The 19,798-nt window shown below is 67.1% G+C and carries 9 protein-coding genes and 1 riboswitch; of the genes, 5 read left to right on the top strand and 4 right to left on the bottom strand.

Features of this window, described 5'->3' with window-relative positions:
* A partial coding sequence (locus ABZV91_RS29065) for a hypothetical protein (RefSeq protein ID WP_355248445.1) occupies positions 1-1,489 on the bottom strand: 1,489 nt, incomplete at its 3' end.
* Between the two features lie 319 nt (positions 1,490-1,808).
* Entirely contained in the window at positions 1,809-3,545 is a 1,737-nt protein-coding gene (locus ABZV91_RS29060; protein WP_355248442.1) for a hypothetical protein, read from the bottom strand.
* A 438-nt stretch (positions 3,546-3,983) separates the two neighbouring features.
* On the opposite strand from ABZV91_RS29060, the gene ABZV91_RS29055 reads away from it, so the two are divergent.
* Entirely contained in the window at positions 3,984-4,466 is a 483-nt protein-coding gene (locus ABZV91_RS29055; RefSeq protein WP_355248447.1) for a DUF456 domain-containing protein, read from the top strand.
* A 155-nt stretch (positions 4,467-4,621) separates the two neighbouring features.
* Here the strand turns inward: ABZV91_RS29055 and ABZV91_RS29050 are convergent, their stop codons facing one another.
* Both ABZV91_RS29050 and ABZV91_RS29045 read right to left on the bottom strand, forming a co-directional pair.
* Positions 4,622-5,488: an amidohydrolase family protein gene (locus ABZV91_RS29050; protein ID WP_355248439.1), complete on the bottom strand. Its 867-nt coding sequence runs from the start codon at positions 5,486-5,488 to the stop codon at positions 4,622-4,624.
* A 72-nt stretch (positions 5,489-5,560) separates the two neighbouring features.
* On the bottom strand, positions 5,561-6,949 hold the full coding sequence (locus ABZV91_RS29045) for an FAD-dependent oxidoreductase (protein WP_355248436.1): 1,389 nt from the start codon (positions 6,947-6,949) through the stop codon (positions 5,561-5,563).
* Positions 6,950-7,178: 229 nt separating this feature from the next.
* Here ABZV91_RS29045 and ABZV91_RS29040 point away from each other — a divergent pair, with 229 nt between their 5' ends.
* The 4 genes from ABZV91_RS29040 to ABZV91_RS29025 all read left to right on the top strand — a co-directional run bounded on the left by ABZV91_RS29040 (position 7,179) and on the right by ABZV91_RS29025 (position 19,396).
* Positions 7,179-7,649, top strand: a complete 471-nt coding sequence (locus ABZV91_RS29040) for a hypothetical protein (RefSeq protein WP_355248433.1) — start codon at positions 7,179-7,181, stop codon at positions 7,647-7,649.
* A 64-nt stretch (positions 7,650-7,713) separates the two neighbouring features.
* Positions 7,714-7,826, top strand: a riboswitch (SAM riboswitch).
* 17 nt (positions 7,827-7,843) lie between these two features.
* Entirely contained in the window at positions 7,844-8,260 is a 417-nt protein-coding gene (locus ABZV91_RS29035) for a rhodanese-like domain-containing protein (RefSeq protein ID WP_355248430.1), read from the top strand.
* Positions 8,257-9,471, top strand: a complete 1,215-nt coding sequence (locus tag ABZV91_RS29030; protein ID WP_355248427.1) for an O-succinylhomoserine sulfhydrylase — start codon at positions 8,257-8,259, stop codon at positions 9,469-9,471. Before ABZV91_RS29035 ends, ABZV91_RS29030 begins: the two co-directional genes overlap by 4 nt.
* A 1,165-nt stretch (positions 9,472-10,636) precedes the next feature.
* A complete protein-coding gene (locus ABZV91_RS29025) occupies positions 10,637-19,396 on the top strand; it encodes a hypothetical protein (protein WP_355248424.1) in 8,760 nt (2,919 codons plus the stop codon).
* Positions 19,397-19,798: the final 402 nt, after the last annotated feature.

Raw genomic sequence — 19,798 nt, 5'->3', positions numbered from 1 at the left:
ACGCAGCCACCGCCGTCGACGAACGCTCCACCACACCATCGTCGGCGATATAAAACACCGCCCGATCCAAAGCAATCTCCCCCGCAGACACCGGAACCCACACCCGCCAACCCACCTCGACCCGCTCCGCGGTCAACCGCGACAACGGGTACCCCGTCGTATCCCAACCCCGACCCAGAATGTAGGCACGAACCCCCTCAACCGCATCCCCCGCAGATAACCCCTGCCGCCCCACCTCGGTCACACTGCCCGCGAGCGAGAACTGAGCCAGTGCGCCATCGATGTCGACCCGAGTGGCGTCTTCGAATACCTCGGCCAGCAACTCCCGGGTGACCCCACCTGCCTGCGCCGCCACAACCAGCGAATCCACCACCGCGCGTATCGACTTGCCGGGCGGGTCGGGCACCAGGCTCGTAATGATGCCGGCCACGGTGTCCGTGGTCCATATCCCGGGAATCGCCGCGGCCGACTGGTCCGCCGGCGGCGAATCACTCCGGTACCACCGGCCGCGATCCCACCAGTAACAGAACGACAGCAGCCCGGCCCCGGTACGCGTGTTCAGCACGGGGTCGGCCACCCAATCCGGCGCCCCGGCATAGAAATCCGGCATCTCGGTTCCGTTGTTGTACACCGCTGCCAAGGCCGGCGAGTTCCACACGCCGCCGGACAGCACCGCCCGCCCGCCCGGGAGCAGGTACAGGGTCGAGCCGTTACGCCGCGGACTTTCGAACCAGCCCAGCGAGGGCAGAATTCGCGGCCCCCGGTCCGAACCGACCGCCACGAACGCCGCCGACAATACCGCCCACCGGGCCCACAACGCCCCGAGATCCGGTAGCTCGTTCGTCATCACCACCGGCCGCGCTCCGCCGTCCCGATCCGCCCGAGACGCGGTGACTGCCTGCCGGGGAGTACGCATCTGCCGGCCACCGTGACCGATATAGGCCCCCAGCCAGACGGGCAGCCCGGACCTCGGATACACCTCCAGATCCGCCCGATACACCTCCGGTGCGAACAACTGTCCTTCCGGAAACGGCTCCGCGCCGAAGTCGTAACCGACCTCAGGTTCCCCGCCTTCGTCCGACCACAGCAGCAGGCGCCACCACGGCCCGTGCTCCCACCGGGCCGACAGCTCCCGATGCCACCGCACCAACGCCGTCACCGATTCCGGCGGCGCGACCGACACCGACGACGTATCGTCGGCAAACACTATCTCCATGGTCTCGGCGGCCGTCGTCAGCGCGAAAACGGCATCCCACGTGCGTTTTCCCGGTGGGCCCGCCGATACGATCTCCGCGGCGATCTGCCGGGTCAGTTCGGCGGCGGTCGTATCGGTTTCCGGCGTTATCGCGCCGAGACCGGAACCCTCTCCGGATTCCAGCACGTCCACGGCGGCAGCCGGATCGTCCGGTGGACCCGGGACCGCACTGCGTGGTTCGACATCCGGTACCGCCCCTGCCCTGTTTTTCCCCTCGGTATTCGAGTTCGTCATCCGAGGCGCTCCGCTCCTGCCCGACGCCGTGCACAGACCGCAACCGCATGCGGAACGCGATCTTCGGTGGTCTCGATGAGCGGCCGCCCCGAAGTCATCTCGGACAAGGCAGCCCGGATAACGACAGTGTTGGCACCACAACGAACTCGATAGGGCAGACGCGCCGGCGAGGCACCTCCGGACGAACGGCGGTCATCACTCGACGGCGTCCGGTATTCGACGCACCCCACCGTGCACACCCGATCCCGGCCGCGTGTGGAGTTACCACAGCGGCCCATTTGTCCATTCGGCACCCTCTGGGCAGCTCTGCGGTTCGGGATCATGTCCGGTTCCGGACCTCCTCCCCCGAGCCCGGATCCTCGGCCAGGTTTGTTTCCGCGGTAGCGGCGAGAAGACGGCACAGTGTTGTTGCCGGCTCAGAGGCGCCGTCACCGTTGAGCATCACATCGGTGAACGCCTCCACAAGCGCCGCTCCGGGATCGAACAGGCCGTCCTCGAAGCAGCTGTCACTCAACTGGTCACGCCATCGCCGATACCCGGCCACCTGGCGCGCGAGACCGGACTCCCGGTGCCCGGAAGCACCACTGAGATAATCCGCGATCAGCGCCCGCTGTGCCAGGCCGTGTGCCAGCCGGTCGCCGGCCCGGTCGAAGGCACGGCCGAATTCCCGGATCGTCGCCTCGTATGCGGGCGATACCTCCGGACCAACCACGGTCCGGCCGGGCCGGCGCTTTTCCAGGACGATCTCGGCGAGCCGTTCAGGGTCTGCCGCCAGACCGGCATCGAAGGTGATATCCCAGGGCGATGGCGATCGTCGCGCGTCCCCCGGCTCCGGGCAGGGACGGGCTTCGACGATATCCGCGGCCACGACAGCACCGATCCCGACTTCGCGGAGAGCGAGCACCGGATATCTCGTGAGGACGTCGTCGGTCGCGGTGAGAAATTCGCCGACCACCGTCTCGTCCAGTTCGTCGTTCTCGAACCCGGCCACCGTGACACCGTGCCGGTCCGACAGCTGCCGAGCCGCCCGCATCAGCGGGGTCTCCACCGGTTTCGGGGCCGAAGGGCCAGGCCGGGCACCGTCGGTGGCCTGGCCCCGCTCCGGCCGGCCCGGAGCCGCCTTATCGTCTTTCGCCGGCTTGTTGTCGTTCCTGTTGTCATTGCGCTGGCCGGGCACGGACGGTGGGACGCTGTCGGTCGGGCCGGACGACGCCGGTCGGCCCGACCCCGGCGACCCCGGCGGTTTCCCGTCGCCCCCGGCGGTCACCCGGGGTGGTTGCGTCGCGCCGCCGGGGGAACCGCCCGGCCGCTGGGCAACTTGCCGGGCCGGCCCGCCCGGGGCGCCGGGCGGGCCACCGGCCGGGCCGGGGCGCTCCACGGTACGCGGACCGCCCACAGGCGTTTGCGCGCGTTCCGGCGATTGCCGCTCGTTCCGGTTCCGGGCCGGGTCGCCCCCCGGCGTGCCGGGCTGCCCGGCCTCCGGACCCTCGGCCTGACCACTGGTTCCGGGTTCCGCGCCCTCGGAGCCCGGTGCACCGCCGCCGGAACTCGGGTCCGGCGTCACGCCGGGGGCCGCCGGTGCCGCGGGGCTGGTCACCGAATTCTGTGCCACCTGATCCGGATCCCCGGGGCCGGTCACCGAATTCGGTCCCACCTGATCCGGTCCGCCGGCGGAGGCCGCCGGCTGAAGTGGTCCCGCTATGTCTTCGGCGGCGGCCGGCCGAGCAGTGGGATCAGTGGAATAGGGCGCGTTCTCGATCTGCTCGCGGCCGACCACGTCCGCCGCGGTCACCGTATCGGCCGACTGCGCCACCTGGGTGCCGAAACCGTTCAGCGCCGTAGCGATCTCCTGTAGCGCGCTGATCGCCTTGTCGGCGTCCGGCTCGTAGTACTGCCCGAACTGTTCACCGGACTCGTCCTCGCCCCACCATCGGCCCTCGGCGGCAAGCGCGGCCTGCAACCGCGCAACCACCTGTTGCATCTCGGCACCCAACTCCTGGAATGCCGCGGCCCTGGCCTTGAGACCGGCGGGGTCGACCCATAGTTTCCCGCTCACGTAACCCACTCCAACCCATTCGACCTGGAGGCGCGTCGGGCCTCGCGTTCGCATTGTCAGCCACCCGCGGCGGTGCATGTAAGACGAAAATCGCCAGTCGCCCCGTCGCCCATGCAGGCCCGCGCATCGGTCCCACACTTCCCGGGCTCCGGCCGGATACGACGAGTTCTCCGAGTGGTCGGCGTGCCGGCCCGCGACAGAACAACCCGCACGGCCCGCCCGTATGCACGCGACACAGATCCACCACGGCACGCGCCGAACGGGCCCACCTCTACGCCGCGGCCGGCCGCGATCGCGAGGTCACCGGAGCCCGTGCGGACCAGAGAAGGGTCCGGTCCGGTAACGAGATTCTCTCTGGCTCGAGGGGCCCGGAACGAGCTGCGCCCGCACTCGTTCGCCGGACCGGCGACTGTGTCCGATCCGGGCTACTTTGGTGCTGTGAGCGTTTGGGGAGAACTCGTCGTCGGCCTGGTGATCCTGATCGGCCTCATCGGCATCGTGGTGCCTATCCTGCCGGGAGTGATCCTGATCTTCGGGGCGATCGCCGTCTGGGCCTTTGTCACCGGCGGGACGACCGCATGGGCGGTACTGGCCGTCGGCACCGTTCTGCTGGTCATCTCCGGGGTCGTGAAATACACGTGGCCGGGCCGCAAGCTGAAGGAAGCGGGGGTGCCGAACCGGACACTGCTGCTGGGCGGCCTCGCCGGCATCGTCGGGTTCTTCGTGATACCGGCGGTCGGGCTGTTCGTGGGTTTCGTTGGCGGCGTGTATCTTTCCGAATTACAGCGGCTCCCGGACAACCGGCAGGCGTGGGTGTCGAGCAAACAGGCGATCACAGGCGTCGGGCTCTCCATCCTGGTGGAGTTGTTCGGCGCCCTGCTGGCCAGTGTTGTGTGGGTGATCGGCGCGATCGCCATCTGAGCTGTCGGCCGGTCGGCTGCACGCCGCCGGCTCGTAGCACAGCGCCCGCAAGTCCGCCGCCGGCGGAACCCGGTCGATCGGGTTCTCCGCCGCAGCGATCCGCTCCTCGACGGCGGTGATCCCAGGCCCGATATCGGTAGGTGTGAAGCGCCGCGTCAGCTCGGGCCGGAACGTCTTTCGATGACGGGCAGCGGACGTGTCGACCCGTCGTGCGCCGAGGGCCTGTCGTCGCGCGGCGGGACGAACAGCGGCAGCGTGGGGGTGGGATCCTCGGTGGTGCGCTCGATCGCGGGCAACCCGTAGAACGCGCGGGCATTGTCCTCCAGCACCGCGTTCATATCGGTGCCGACCACATCGCAGATCAGCTCCACATCCGATTCCCGGAACGGCCGGCCCGCGCGGGTGCCGGGCAGATCGCTGCCGAACATCAGCGCCTGCGGATCGACCGCGTGGATCCGGCGCAGCGCCGTCGCGACATCCATATCGAGACGCCCGAAACCGGTCGCCTTCACCCGCGCGCCGCGGTCGACCAGGTCCAGCAGGTACGACAGACCCTCCTCGGACATTCCGAGATGGTCGATGGACACCTTCGGCAGCTTCAGGATCACCGGTTGCAGCGAGGCCAGCATCTGGCCGTCGACGTAGATCTCCACATGCCAGCCCGCCAATTCGTAGGCCCGCAACGCCTGCCGCGTCATGCTGGCGATATCCGCCGCCGCGCGTTTGAGGTTGAACCGGACCGCGCGCACTCCGGCCGCGTGCAGGTCGAGGATCTCGGCGTCGGAGGCGTCGAGATCCAGCCGGGTCACCCCGACCCAGCCGGGGCCGAGTTCGGCCAGGGCGGCGCGCAGATAGCTCTGGTCGTTGCCCTGGTACGACGCGCTCACCACCGCGCCACCGGAAGGCCGGAACCGGGCCATCCGCCGCCGATAGTCGGCGACGGTGTAGGGCTCCGGTAGGTAGCCTTCGTTCTCGATCAGCGGAAAACGCGGATCGATGATGTGTACATGGGCGTCGAACACTGCTACAGCATGCCTGATAGATGGAGGTGTCCGCTGCTCTCGACCACGGATCGGGAGCAGCGGACGAATGGATCAGACCTTGTGGGGTTCGCTCGCGCGCAACATGTCTTCGCGCTCGACGACCTTGACCCGCTCACGGCCCTCCGGCTCGCCGAGGGACCGCTCGTGCGCGTCGAGCCGGTACCAGCCGGCCCAGGTGGTGAACGGGATACCCCGGCCCTCCAGGAACTCCAGCACGGCCTCGGGCTCCGGATTCTCGGCCGGCGCGAAATTCGTGCTGTCGTCCACCAGGCAGGCGACCGTCTCGTTGGCGTCACCCTTGGTGTGGCCGATGAGCCCGACCGGACCGCGCTTGATCCAGCCGGTCACATAGGTGCCGGGCATATAGCGCGCGGCGCCGTCGGCGTCCTCGTCGACCAGGACCCGGCCGGCCTCGTTCGGGATGACCCCGGCCTGATCGTCGAAGGGCAGCTCCGAGATGTTCTGGGACAGGTAACCGACAGCCCGGTAGACGGCCTGCACATCCCATTCCCTGAAGGTGCCGGTGCCCTTCACATTGCCGGTGCCGTCGAGCTGGGTGCGTTCGGTCCGCAGACCCACGACCTTCCCGTCCTCGCCCATGATCTCCGAAGGCGATTCGAAGAAGTGCAGGAACAGCTTGTGCGGGCGGTCACCCTGGTCACGGATGGCCCACTGCTCGAGGGTGTTGGCCACCATATCGACCTGCTTGGAATGCCGCCGCGCGGCTTCCGAACCCTCGTCGTAGTCGATGTCCTCCGGATCGACGATCACCTCGATCGTCGGGGAGTGGTCGAGTTCGCGCAGCTCCAGCGGGGTGAACTTGGCCTGTGCGGGGCCGCGGCGGCCGAACACGTGCACCTCGACGGCCTTGTTGTTCTTCAGGCCCGCGTACACGTTCGGCGGGATCTCGGTCGGCAGCAGTTCGTCACCGGTCTTGGCCAGCACGCGCGCCACATCGAGGGCGACATTGCCGACACCGAGCACCGCGACCTTCTCCGCCTCCAGCGGCCAGGTGCGCGGTACGTCCGGATGCCCGTCGTACCAGGACACGAAATCGGCCGCACCGTAGGAGCCGTCCAGGTCGATACCCGGGATGGGCAGCGCCCGGTCGGCGTTGGCGCCGGTGGAGAAGATCACCGCGTCGTAGAACCGCCGCAGATCCGACAGCGTGATATCGGTACCGTAATCGATATTGCCCAGCAGGCGCACCTGCTCCTTGTCCAGCACCTTGTGCAGGGCGGTGACGATGCCCTTGATCCGCGGGTGGTCCGGGGCCACGCCGTAGCGGATCAGTCCGAACGGGGCCGGCATCCGCTCGAACAGATCGATCGAGACGTCCGCACCGGATTTCATCAACGCGTCAGCGGCATAGATACCGGCCGGCCCGGCCCCGACGATCGCGATCCGAAGCGGGCGGTTCGCTTCCTTCTGCTCGGTCATCTGTTACGCGCACCCTTATCGGTCGAAAGAATCACTGGCGTTGTTGTTAGCTTAGGCTAACTTGACGCGCGGCTCGTATGCACCTACATCGCGCCGTCCGTGGGTGGCTGTTCACCGTTCGTCGTCCCACGTCTCTGCGGGTAGCACTGTGCCGTGGTACCCGCCGGTACCCGCGATTCTATCGGGGTGCGGGCACGGTGCGATCCGGGGACCAGGGATGATCGTCGTCATGAGCGATTCCGGAGCGGCCGACGAGCAGCCGGCCACCGAATCGGGTGACGAGGAGCGACCGCGCTCGATCACCCCGTTCGTCGTGGCCGCGCTGGTCGCGGCCCTGGTCCTGGTGGGCGTACTCATCGCCGGCCTGGTGGCGCCCGCTGAGAAAAATGTCACAGATTCCGACCGGATCGCGGGAGCGGTCCGGGAGTTCGCCGATGTGAGCAACCGCTACGGGCCCGAACCGCCCCGGGAAGCGGTCTGCCCCGGTTTCGTTCCCGCCCGCTCCCCGCTGGCGGGTCAGCTGAAGCCCGGCGAGACCGGGAAAGATATCGAGATTACGAGATTCGGCCCGGTGCACATCTCCGGCGATACCGCGAATATCGAGGTGACCAGCCGGGTCGACGGCGCGGAGCGTACCGCGACCTGGTGGCTTTTCCTGTCCGACGACGACTGGCTGGTGTGTAACCAGCCGGCCGGATGAGCTCGCCGGAGCCGTCAACCGGGGTTTGACACGGCCCGACCGCGCCGGGCAATCTTTTGGATTGGGTCATGAGTACCAGTGCCAAGCCCCGGCTCGCTGGTCGGCAACCCTCCTCCGCGGTGGGGTGCTCCGGGTGACGACCTGGCGCGCATCGATCGGATGCGGCAAGTGCGGATTCACAGGAGGTGCCACGTATGAGTTACGCAGGGGATATCGGCTTGCAGCAGGCATGGGAACTGCTGACCGAGAATCCAGACGCGGTCCTGGTGGACGTGCGGACCGAAGCCGAATGGAAATTCGTCGGAGTACCCGACACCAGCGCCATCGCCAAGCCGACACTGCTGGTGGAGTGGGTCGACGGCACCGGCGCCCGGAATACCGAATTCCTGGACCAGCTCCGTAGCGCCCTGTCCGACCGTCGCGCGGACGCGCCCGTGCTCTTCCTGTGTCGCTCCGGTCAGCGTTCGGCGCACGCGGCCGATGCCGCGACCGCGGCGGGTATCACACCCGCCTACAACATCAGCGAGGGCTTCGAGGGCCCGCTGGACGAACTCGGGCATCGCGGCGGCTCCGGCTGGCGGGCCCACGGCCTGCCCTGGCGGCAGTCGTGATCGGCGGCGGTTCGTTCGAACGCCCGTTACCCGAAGGGGTCGGTCCGGCGACACTGGGTGTGCGCGGCGGGCTGAGCCGTTCGGGGTTCGACGAGACCTCCGAGGCCCTGTACTTGAACTCCGGCTTCGTCTACGCCAGCGCCGAAGCCGCCGAGGCCGCGTTCACCGGCGACAACCCGCACTATGTGTACTCCCGCTACGGCAACCCGACGGTGACCACCTTCCAGGAACGGATCCGCCTGCTCGACGGGGCCGAAGCCTGTTTCGCGACGGCCAGCGGTATGGCGGCCGTTTTCGTGGCCCTCGGTGCCCTACTGAAAGCAGGCGACCGGCTGGTGGTCGCGCGTAGCCTGTTCGGCTCCTGTTTCGTGGTGTGCAACGAGATTTTGCCCCGCTGGGGTATCGACACCGTTTTCGTCGACGGCGAGGATCTCGACCAGTGGGAAGCGGCGCTGGCCGAACCCACCGCCGCGGTGTTCTTCGAGACTCCGGCCAACCCGATGCAGACCCTGGTCGACGTGCGCAAGGTCTGCGAACTCGCGCACGCCGCGGGCGCGCAGGTGGTACTGGACAATGTGTTCGCCACCCCGCTGCTGCAGCGCGGCTTCGAACTCGGCGCCGACGTGGTGGTCTACTCCGGCACCAAGCACATCGACGGTCAGGGCCGGGTGCTGGGCGGCGCGATCCTCGGCACCGCCGAGTACATCGAGGGCCCGGTCAAGACGCTCATGCGTCACACCGGCCCCGCGCTGAGCCCCTTCAATGCCTGGACGCTGCTCAAGGGTCTGGAGACCATGCCGCTGCGGGTCCGGCAGTCCACCGATTCGGCGCTGCGGATCGCGCGCTACCTCGACGAACACCAGGCCGTGAGCTGGGTCCGCTACCCGCTCCTGGAGTCGCACCCGCAGTACGCGCTGGCGGCCGAGCAGATGAGCGGCGGCGGCACCGTGGTGACCTTCGAGCTGAAGGCCGCCGCCGACCTCGCCAAGAAACGGGCCTTCGAGGTGCTGAACGGGCTGCGGATCATCGATATCTCCAACAATCTGGGCGATGCGAAAAGCCTCATCACCCACCCGGCGACCACCACCCACCGGGCCATGGGCCCCGAGGGCCGCGCGAGTATCGGACTCTCGGACGGGGTCGTGCGGGTCTCGGTCGGTCTGGAGGACATCGAAGATCTCCTCGGCGACCTGGACCAGGCATTGAGCTGATTTCTTCGAGGCAGTGGATCGCCGGTATGTGCACCCTGACCGCCGGTTTCGGCCCTCTCGAGTGAACTCGACTGGATGGGTCCGCGCCGCCGGTATTGCGGATCGCCGCCGCTTCGTAGACGCTTTGACCGCCCTTTCCGGTCTGTATTCCTCCTTCTCGTCTCGTTGAGTCGCAGCCGGCTTCTTGCGGTGAGGCAGCCGGTTCTTTTGGGTGAGTAGGTCGGGGCCGGCTTTGCGAAGCATCCAGCAGGGCGGAAACTTTGGTGTATTTTTGTGGTCGGCAGAAAGAACAGCAGGTCGCATATGTGGACCGATGGAGTGCACGGCAACCGACCATCACAGCGACCTGGTGACGGCGAACGGCTCGGTCGGCGGCAGAGGGGCGGGCGTCCACGAAATGGCGAACGACGTAGAGAACTGCAAGCACGCGACACATCGGCCGAACGGCTACCCACCGGATACGACGATCGTCAGGATCGACAACCGACAACCCCGGTACCCGAGGTCGAGTCGAACCGGAACTGGCCGGCGGTGCCGTTCACGCGGAGCAGCCCGCTACCGCAAACCCGGTCGAGGAAGCCGGCGGGATGGCTGGGCATCATGGGCGCAGCGGGAGGTGGTCGCGGTGTCTGTGGAGGACTACCAGAGGTATCCTGGTGTCCATCCAGGGCGTGTGGTGTCCCGGTATACGCGGTGGCGGGATCAGTTGAGCGGCGGCAGTTTCGATAGGGGCCGGTTCGAACCGGCCGACGCCTTCTCCGACGTGCTGTGGACCGAGGACAGGGTTGCCGACCCGGCAAAATTACTGTGCCGGTCGCTGACCGCGACAGCGGCGGCAGATCCGACGGGCCGGAGCGTCGACCGATAGTGACGACTCGTGCAAGGACTACAGCGAAAACCGCCTGACATCGAACTTTCCGGCGAGCCGGAGTCCGGTGGGGCAGCAGTGGTGGGCGGTCTCGGGCATGCGCCCGTGCGGGAGACCGGAACGGATAATGCTGCTGGAGCAGTCGTCGTCGTCCATTCCGTCGTCGGTGTACGCAGTCGGCTTCGAGCAGCGAAATCACCGCCGGGGGGAGGGAGCCGACGGTTCGGGATTCGGGGTGGAGACCGTGCGTAGGGGGGCCGGTATCGGTGGTAAGCCGAAAAGTAGGGGGCCGGTGCGGTGACCGAAACGGCATTGCAGATGTTGGCGGAGTTGCCGGCCCCGATCCAGACCCTTGTCTTCGGCGGCGAGGTGCCCCGGATGGACACGCCGGCGGGAGGCCGGGTCAGCGCCACATGGCAACAGGCAGGGGCTGAACTCGAGCAGTTGGTGCAGCGGATCGACGCGGAGATCGCGAATCTGGCGGGAGCGGCGCTCGGTGAACTCGGTGATCAACTCGACACCATCGCGCGAACATTGAGTTCGGCGACCGCGGACATCTCCAGGTTCTGCTGTGCTGTGGCCGAAAACTGTGCAAGCAGCGCCGTCGAGACCGAGAAAGAGACGTACATGATGTACGCCTTCGGCGCGATCACGGTTCTGGAGCTGGGGATCGCTCTGTGGAACCCCCTGAATGTCATGTCTGTCCTGGCTCGTGCACGGGCCATACATCTGGCCGCATTCCGGGCATTCGTGGCCGCGCGTCTCGGCGAGCAAGCTGTCCGGGCGGCGGCGCGGGCCGGCATGCTGGCGGGTCCGATGGCGGCGTTCTCCGCGATCACAGCCGGTGTCGATCTGACGGTGCAGTTGTACCAGATTCATTGGGAAGGCAAGCGCGACGGCATCGACTGGGCATCGGTCGGGGTCTCGGCGCTGTCGGGGGCGGGTTCCGGGCTCGCAGCTGTCCTGGGGGCCAAAGGAATACAGGCTGTGCTTCCGGCCCGGACACCGTTGATGCCGGGGACAGCACTGGTTGCTTTGGGCGCCGGCACCCTGGCTGCCGTCGGCGGGGCCGCCGCGGCCTCTATGGCGACCGGCGAGTGCAGCCTGAAGCAATCGGAGATGGTCGGCGGGGCGGTCATGGGGGTGGCCGAAGGTCTGCTCCACGCGCGAGGTCACGCGCCAACTCACGCCAGAACCGACTGGAAGGTTTCTGAGCCGGTTCGGGAGTCACGGCTGGGCATGATCAGATCTCTCACGCTCGATATCCTCGGCCGACCCGGGCAGCCGGCTTCCCTCGCGCACCCGGCTGCTCCGGAAAAACTTCCCGCTTCGGGCCCGACCGTTCCGGATGGGAATCCGAGTTCGGGCGAGGGCACCGAACATGCGGGCGGCGCGGTCGAGGCGGCCGCCGGACCGGCGGTCGCCGAGCAGGTGTCCGAGGGGCTGGATGGCAGGAGGGCTTCGGGAAGCTTCTACGCTGCGGGCCATGGTGATCGGTTGGCTACGGCCGGGCAGACCGGCGAGAATTCGGCCATAGCGGTTGCTGAACGCGAATTCGGTGTGGCGCCGCCCGCAGTCGATCACGGACCAGCGGCGCAGGAGTACCGGCAGCGGCTCCGACAGGTTGCCGAGGCGTCGAGAGCCGACCTTGCTGCCCATGAAAGACAGTTGACCGAGGCCCGCGAAACAGGAGATCAGGAAGCAGCGGAGCAGGCGTACAAGGGGGCGCTGCAGAAGCATCGGGATGTTCTCGGTCGGGTGTACGACGCTCTGCACGAAGCCGCTGAGCAGACCGGTAGGTCGATCACGCCGCGGGTCGCGGCCGGTGAGATCGGTCAGGACGACGCAGCCGCCACCATCGAGCAGGAACGGCGGGTGGCCGATGAGGCGGTCGCGCACGCGCTGGAGGAATATCAGGAGAGCCTGTCCAATCTGGATCTGGGTGGGTCCATGGCGGAAATGCGAAGTCTGCTGGGGAATTTGGTGGTGCATGACGCCGAGAAGAGCGACCTCACCGCAGAGCAGGGCCGGCAGTACACGGCGGCGGCACAGAAGGTACTGGAGGTGTATATCGCCCGCCGGGAAGAGTTGCTGGACGAGTCGTGGGATCAGCGCCGGCGGGTGATGGAGGTGGGGGACGAGGCCGAGGCGATCGTGCGGATGATGGCCGCGGTGGAAGCCGGGACGCAGGGCGAAGGGAAGCACGCTATAGTTCCGCGCTCGAATCAAGGGAAGGCTTATCTTCTCGGGCTGAACGGGTTCATGCGTCAGATGGGCACCGGCCAGGGCAAGACGGTGGTCGGCTTCCTGGACTCGTTGCATCAGCTTTCGCGTGGGAAGCCGGTCGTGGTGGACGGAGAGCAGCGGCTGCGGATGCATCATGTGCTGACCACGACTGAGTTGCTGGCCAATGAGGGGCGCAGCGAGAGCGCACCGATCTTCGAGAGTCTCGGCTATGGCGTGTCTCGATGGAATCCGGATCATCCGGTGGAGTTCGACAAGCCCACGGTGATCTATCTGACCTACGACGAGCGGGCCACATCCTCATTGAAGGACTCCCGGCCGCCGGGTCGTACCGTCACGATCGACGAGGTGGATGCGGTCACAATTCACAACGAAACCACGCACTACCTCTCTGATGGCACCCGTCAACCGGCCGGTGAGGTGGAGACGGCGCGGGTTAACAAGGTGCTGGACTTCATGCTCGGTTTTCACAAGAGCCTGCGGGAAGGGATGCCGGCGGGGTTCCGGATCTCGGAGTATCTGCGGGAACATCCAGATGAGGCGATGAGCAGGGCTGCGCAGCTGTGGGAGAAGCAGACGGGCGCGGCATTCACCGATCGGCCGACGACGGTCACGGTGAACGGGACAAGGATCACGCTGCAGAGCGAGGCCGAGATGGCTCGCGCATTTCTCGATGTCAAGGCGGGCCGCAAAGCGGGTCGGCTGGTGGCGGACTGGCACTTCCAGTTCTTCGACGGACAGATCCAGATCCTGGACGCGAACGGAAAACCGATGAGCGATCCGAAGGTCAACACCGATAGCCGCTGGTTCGGCGGCCGCCACCAGATGCTGGAGGCCATGTACCGGACGGTGATCTATTCCGATGGTGAGGGGTCGACGAAGGTCACGGTCGATGACGTGCTCAACGAGTACGACGAATTGAAGGTGATGTCGGGTACGCTGCGGCGCACCGCGGATGAGATCAAGATGAAATTCCCGGTCCAGGGGGGCCTGGCGGAGGTCGAAGACCATCAGCAGTCGCGGCTCGTGGCCGAACCGGAGAAGATTTTCGTTACCCAGGCGGAGATGCTGGACGACGCTGTCGAGCAGGCCAGAAGGGTCACGGCCCGAGGCAGACCTGTGCTGTTCATTGCACGTAATGATTTGGCGTTGCGGTTGGACCGCAGGCTCAGCCGTGCCCATGTCGAACATGTGGCTGTCACCGGTCGCTGGTTCGCCGAACATCGGGACAACAACCTTGCCCAGGAAAACTTGTCGGTTATGAAGAAAAAGGTCGGCCAGGCGGGCCAGGTAACCGTCGGCACTCCCGGAATGCTGGGGCGGGGTTTCGACCCGACCGTGGGCGAAGCCGTAAACGACGCGGGCGGGATGCATGTGCAGGGGATCGAGCATTCGCTCGACCCTGATACCGATGACCAGACGAGTGCCCGTGCGGGTCGAAACGGCCAAAACGGAAGTTACGGGTTCAGCTCATCGCAAGAGGGGCAGTTGGCCGATAGTGCACACCACCAGGGATACAAGATCGCGGTGACACACTATCGGGCAGGGCATGCCGAGCATGCCGCCGCGACCGCCGAGTACGCCGCGGCCGAGCGCGATGCTGCCTCGGCGGATACTGCTCGTGCAGAGGCCGCGCAGGCTCGGAAACAGTCGGCACAAGAAAAACTGGACGCTGCCGACATCAAAATACAAGAGGCGGAGCGTGATATCCGCCGGTTCACACCCGAGGTGCAGAACCAGGCGGCCGTACAGGCCCGGATCGGGCGTGTACTGGCACGAATGAGTCGACCCGATGCGCCCCCGGCGGACGATCATCTGCAGGCGCTGTCGCAACCGCCGGCATCCGGCTCCGAAACCAGCCGACCACATTACCAGCGGGGCCGGCTCGCCGGACTTGCCGGGCTGTTGGGTATCCCCGTCGTTCCGGCCTTCGCGGACGCGTTGTACGCCGAGGGTGATCCGCTCCGCAGTGTGCTGGGACGGGCCGGTGTCGCACCGGCAGCTGTCGATGCGCTGACTCAGCAGATCGACATGAGCGCTCCGGCGTTGCTGATGGCGGCCGAGCACCTCCCCCACGGGCATGTGCTGGGGGAGCTGACTTCCCGGCTGCACCAGCTGGCCCGAGGTGTGGGTTCGAGTCCCGCCGAGGTTACCGGCCCGGGCGGGATTGCCCGCGCCGAGGCCGAGGTCATCACCGCACGCGGCACGTTGGCGGAAGCGTTGGGAGTTCCGGCCGAGCAGGTCACCACGGCGACCGCGCATCGCATTGTGGGTGAAGCGGTCACCCGGGCACTCGACTCCGCGACAAATATCGCGGCAACCGATCGTGTTGCTGCTGCGTCGCGTTTCCTGGCTGCGCAAGCATTGCATTCGCTGACCGGAGCCGTTGCGGGGTATCCGGCGGCGGATGCCGGGCTCGACTCGGCGCCGGGGAACCCGCACCGGCCCGAGGAACAGGACACTCCTGACCGGTACGACTCATTCACCGAAACCCCCGGCCTCACCCAGAACGGCCGGCTACCGGCTGCGCCCACAACTGGCCGAACCTCGGGCCCCGTATCGAAACCTGCGCGGCCGGTGCGCCGATCGGGTGACGCGGCCGGTGGGCGGGTGGGGTCGGCTGTCGCAGGGGATGAGTCGAGGACAGCGACCGGAGCCGGCGATGCCCATGAGTCGACACCGGAGTCGGGCCACTCATCGCGAGAACCCGTGGCAGCCGGGGCGGATCTGTTCAGGGGTGGCCTGTCACCGGTCGGACGCCTGCTATCCGAGGAGGGCGTGCTGGTCGGGCGCGCGGCGGTGGTGGCGGCGTTGGGGGAAGGACCGCCGGGTGCGGACGGGGTGGAGGAGTGGTCGGTACCGGAGTGGGTGTACCGGCAGTTGGCGGGGCGGCCGGAGTGGGTCGAGATACCGGTGGAGTCGGATGAAGGCCAGCGGGTCGTGGCCGGTGGGTATCGCGCGGACCGGTGGCCGCGGCGGGGTACCGGAGCGGTGATGTCGGCGATGGATCTGCCGGTGTTGGAGTATGCGGGGGTACGGGTGTCGGTGGGGTGGGGCGGCGTGGTGTCGCACGAGGCGTTGCGGTCGCGGGCGCGACGGTTCGGAGCGGGCCGGTGGACGGCGGCGTTGGCGGATCTCGAAGCGTGGTGGCAGGAGCGGGGTCTTCCGGGCGATATCTCGGCAGCCGACTGGGTGCGGGATCGGTTGCGGCCGACCGAGGATCACCCGGGCGATCCAGCGCGTCTGGTGCTCCGGGATGAGGTGATCGCCGAGGAGATCGACGAGATCACCGCGATCATGCAAAGAGGTCCCCTCAAAGGATTGGTTCCTGCACCGAGTTCGTGGGCTGGCCGGGCGATCAGGTTGACCGCGCAGGGCGTATTTGTGAATCGAGTGATACACGGGCATCCCCGGATCGGGCGGGCCAATCAAATCATCGGCACCCTCGAGAAGCGCTGGTACCAGGCGATGGCCCACTATCACGATGGCGACGTGACCGGGGATCTGGCGGCGATCATGCAGAACGGTGTCGTGCAGAACAGCCCGACCCGCAAGATTCTGCTGGCGATAATCGCGGATGCGTGGAGTGATGTCGTGTACGGCAACGGCCGCCATCGCAACAACCCCGACGGGTACGACGAGAAAGCATCGGCGGAATTGGTGTACCGGATCGCGATCGCTTTCGGGTTCACCCCTGAGGAAGCCGCGGAGGCCCGGGACGGGGTTCGGGAGACCGCGTTCCACGAAAAATCCAGACGGCAGCTCTTCAAGGTCCCTACCGATCTGCGGGAACAGCAACGAATCCGCGCACACGATCGATCCCGCGTCGAGCACCCGCGTGATCTGGTGGCCGGCTTCGATGTACTCGATCCCACCGTCACGCGGTTGCCGGAGCGTATGGGGATCGGGCAGTGGACGACCGGCGCCGATCTGCAGACATTGTCGCTACCGAAGGCGGTGGAAGATACCATCCGCATTACGGTCGAAGACCTGCTGTCGGCGCGGTTCAAAGACTCGCGGATCTTCGGAGCGATACTGGCCGAAATCGGGACCAGCGCCAGCTGGCTGCCTGAAGCACTGCGGTTGATCGGCGTGTACTGGAACCTGCGTGCCGGGAATCTCATACTCTCCGACCTGGAGGCGGAGGTTCTGGCTCTGCTGGGACAGGGTCGTAGTGATATCGAGATCGCCGCGGATCTCACCGCGTCCGCGCTGCATTCGGGAGGGCAAGAGGTATCGGTGTCGAAGGTGGCCGCGGTGGTGTCATCGCTGCTGACCAAGACCGGTGCCGCCGACCGGGCAACGCTCGCGCACACCACAGACAGGTACCAGACGCTGGGTGAGGCGTTTGTGGCACGGTTGCGCGGTGGTGCCGTATTCACTGATCCGGATACGGGACACCGGTATCCGGAGGGCTGGTTGCTGGGCAACCGTGACATGCGCCGCGAACACGCCGCGGTGCTGCGCTGGATGGCCGACCGCCTCGAACGCGAGTCCGGCAGCCGGGAACGGTGGATGGGCGGCTTCCCCGGCGTCGACGCCGACCGGGCCTTCACCCCGCTGCACGCATGGCAGGCCGCGCGGGCCCACAGTCGGCGGATGCGACGGAAATATCGTGATCACCGCTGGCAGCAGGTAATTCACCCCGGGGCGCAACCATGGAACCCGGTTCAGCTCACCGAAGCACTCAGCCGTACGCTGTCCGCGCCGGACCAGCCCGGCCCCTCCCGCCAGGTGATCGACGCCGTACTGCGGGTGACCGAGTTGGTGGCGCCCGTGATCGATGACAGCGCGGCGAGCACCGCGGTCGTGGTGACCCGCCGGGCTCGGTCTCCGCTGCTGCGCGCCCAGCTCGACTACCGGCCCACCGGCTCCGATCCAGGTGTCACCGAGAACGAGCTGCGCCGGGCGTTGGCGGGAATCGACTGCCGGATCGAAATCGTGGTAGCCGGCGATTTCCGGCGGATCCTGCTCGATTTCGACCACGTGGCCCCCGACGACGGCCGCGACCGTACAGGTTTCGGCTATGACATCGCGGAATCCCTCTTGCGCGTTCCTCTGCCGGTCGGTACCGATACCGAAGGCGAGACAGGTGTGAGTGCGGAGGCCGCGGGCCGTCGTGCCAGGGCGTTGATCGAAGGAGTCTTCGATAGCCGCGCCCATACCGAGCAATTCGCCCCGATCGTCGCAGCGCTCATCCGCCGATCCGAGGCCGAGACGATTCATTTCGTCCGCGCCGACACACTTAGTGCCCCGGCCCTCACCACACCCGGTACCGTCTGGTTGAGCGCTGGGGACTGGCAGTGCGAACTACGGGCACCCACCGGCCACGAGCCGTCCGCCGGACGCGAACCGGCCTCTCGCCGAATCAGCGTCGAAATACCCTTCACCCCCACCGCGCCCGGTGACACCAGCGGAGTGGCGGCCCGGGCGGATGAGATACGCGCGGTCGCCACCGCGGTTCTGCACGACAACCCCACCTTCGCGGAGTCGGTGGCCGCCGGCATCGCCGACTCGGCCGCCGGCACCTATCTCGGTCCGCTGATTCTCACAGTCACCGGCGAGCCCGGTTCCCGCCGGGTGGAATTCGGCATGGCCGGCACCGACCGTGTGCTGGTCACCCGCTCCGAGACCGTCGAACACGAGGATGTCCGACCGACCGCCGACCACGGCACCGGGTTCGAGGACGTGGCCCGCCTTCAACTCACCGCGATCATCCCCCGATTCCACCGCCTCCTGGCCGACCGCGACGATCTGGTCCGCGCGATCCACACCCGCACCGATGTGAACCCCTTGACCGACCTGCCCTGGGGCATACTCGAACCCACACCCGCGCAGGCCGACACCATGCGCCGACACGGACATCTCCCACTGCGCGATGCCTCTCCTGTCGACGCCGGGCGCCTCGCCGGGCTGATGGACCAGCTCAGCGCTCTCGATTCCGACATCACCCAGCACACCCGGACGATCGCCGGTCTACTGGACACCGAAATCGTCGCCTCCGATACCGCCCTGCGCAACCGCACCTCTGCCGAAGCCGGCACCTGGTTACGCGACAACCACCCCGGACTCGTTGTCGAAGGTTTCGACCGCGCCCATCCCGCGGCCGCCCGCCGATACGCCCGCACCGTGCACTACCTGCTCATCCGCTACCCGCATATCGATCCTCATCGCTGCCGGTTCGACATCGGCGAAATCGACGGTACGTACGCCGGCGCCGCCACCACATTCACCTCCGACGGCCGGATCCTGGTCCGGCTCCCCGAGAGTCTCGCCGGTAATCCAGGCCGCGACCTCGGCACCATCGACCAGCACGTTCACCGCCAGATCGGCCGTATCCTGCACCACCTCAGCGGTGGTCTCCACCGGCATTTCCCAGGCACCACGCACCTGACAGAAACCGCGTTCCTGCACGATGTGATGCGTCGGCAGCACCACACCGCACCCCGCCGCCTGCCTTACGACACCCCCGGCCACAACTGGCTGACCGCGCAACTCTCCCGTCGCAGTTTCCACAACGCCACCCACCCCACCGATCGCCACCTCATCGATCCCGACCAACTGGTCGCCGAATCTTTCACACGGTGCGAACTCACCGGTCCCCACGACACCGGACCACACGCCGCAACAGAACTCGAAACCCTCGTCCATGAGCTTCTCATCCGAGCCATCGGCAACCCACCCCGGCCCGGGCAACCCCCTACCCCACCTGCCCCCGAGCCCAACCCGTCACCAACCGACGCCGCCACGGACCGTGCGTCCACGCCGCCGGGCCGCACACCGTGGACCTCGAAACATCGGGGCCCACGATAGGTACATCGCCGGGAAACCTGTCTACCGGCACGGGGTGTGATCGAGCCGAACACCCCATGCGCGACGATCAGGGAAACCGCCGAAAGATGACTCACCCACCAACCCACTGCACGGCAAGTTTATCCTGGCGAGATACGTGCCGGCCGCCAGCGCTTCTGGACCCGAACCCCGGGTGTTCCCTGGATGCCCCTGTCACCTGAGTGGGGATTCGGTGCCTATGCGCGGCAGCCCAGCCATCTGCGTGGCGTTGAACGGGTCAGATCGTGTTGTCGAGCCAGTCGAAGATGCGCGCTACCGCAAGGCGAAACGCGCCTGGGTGGCAGTGGGCGTCGCCGCCTTCCTCTGCGGTGAATCTCAAGAGTTTCTTCGGCGCAGTGAGGTGCCGGTATAGCTTTCGCGGGT

This window comes from Nocardia sp. NPDC004568, from assembly GCF_040609955.1.
Taxonomy (GTDB): Bacteria; Actinomycetota; Actinomycetes; order Mycobacteriales; family Mycobacteriaceae; genus Nocardia.
Note: the sequence above shows the minus strand (reverse complement) of the source record. Positions and strands in the feature narration are given on the sequence as shown.

Bases quoted from the DNA above. Each gene is read 5' to 3' on its own strand.
- ABZV91_RS29045 (WP_355248436.1), bottom strand. From the start codon at position 6,949: ATGACCGAGCAGAAGGAAGCGAACCGCCCGCTTCGGATCGCGATCGTC.
- ABZV91_RS29035 (WP_355248430.1), top strand. From the start codon at position 7,844: ATGAGTTACGCAGGGGATATCGGCTTGCAGCAGGCATGGGAACTGCTG.
- ABZV91_RS29040 (WP_355248433.1), top strand. From the start codon at position 7,179: ATGAGCGATTCCGGAGCGGCCGACGAGCAGCCGGCCACCGAATCGGGT.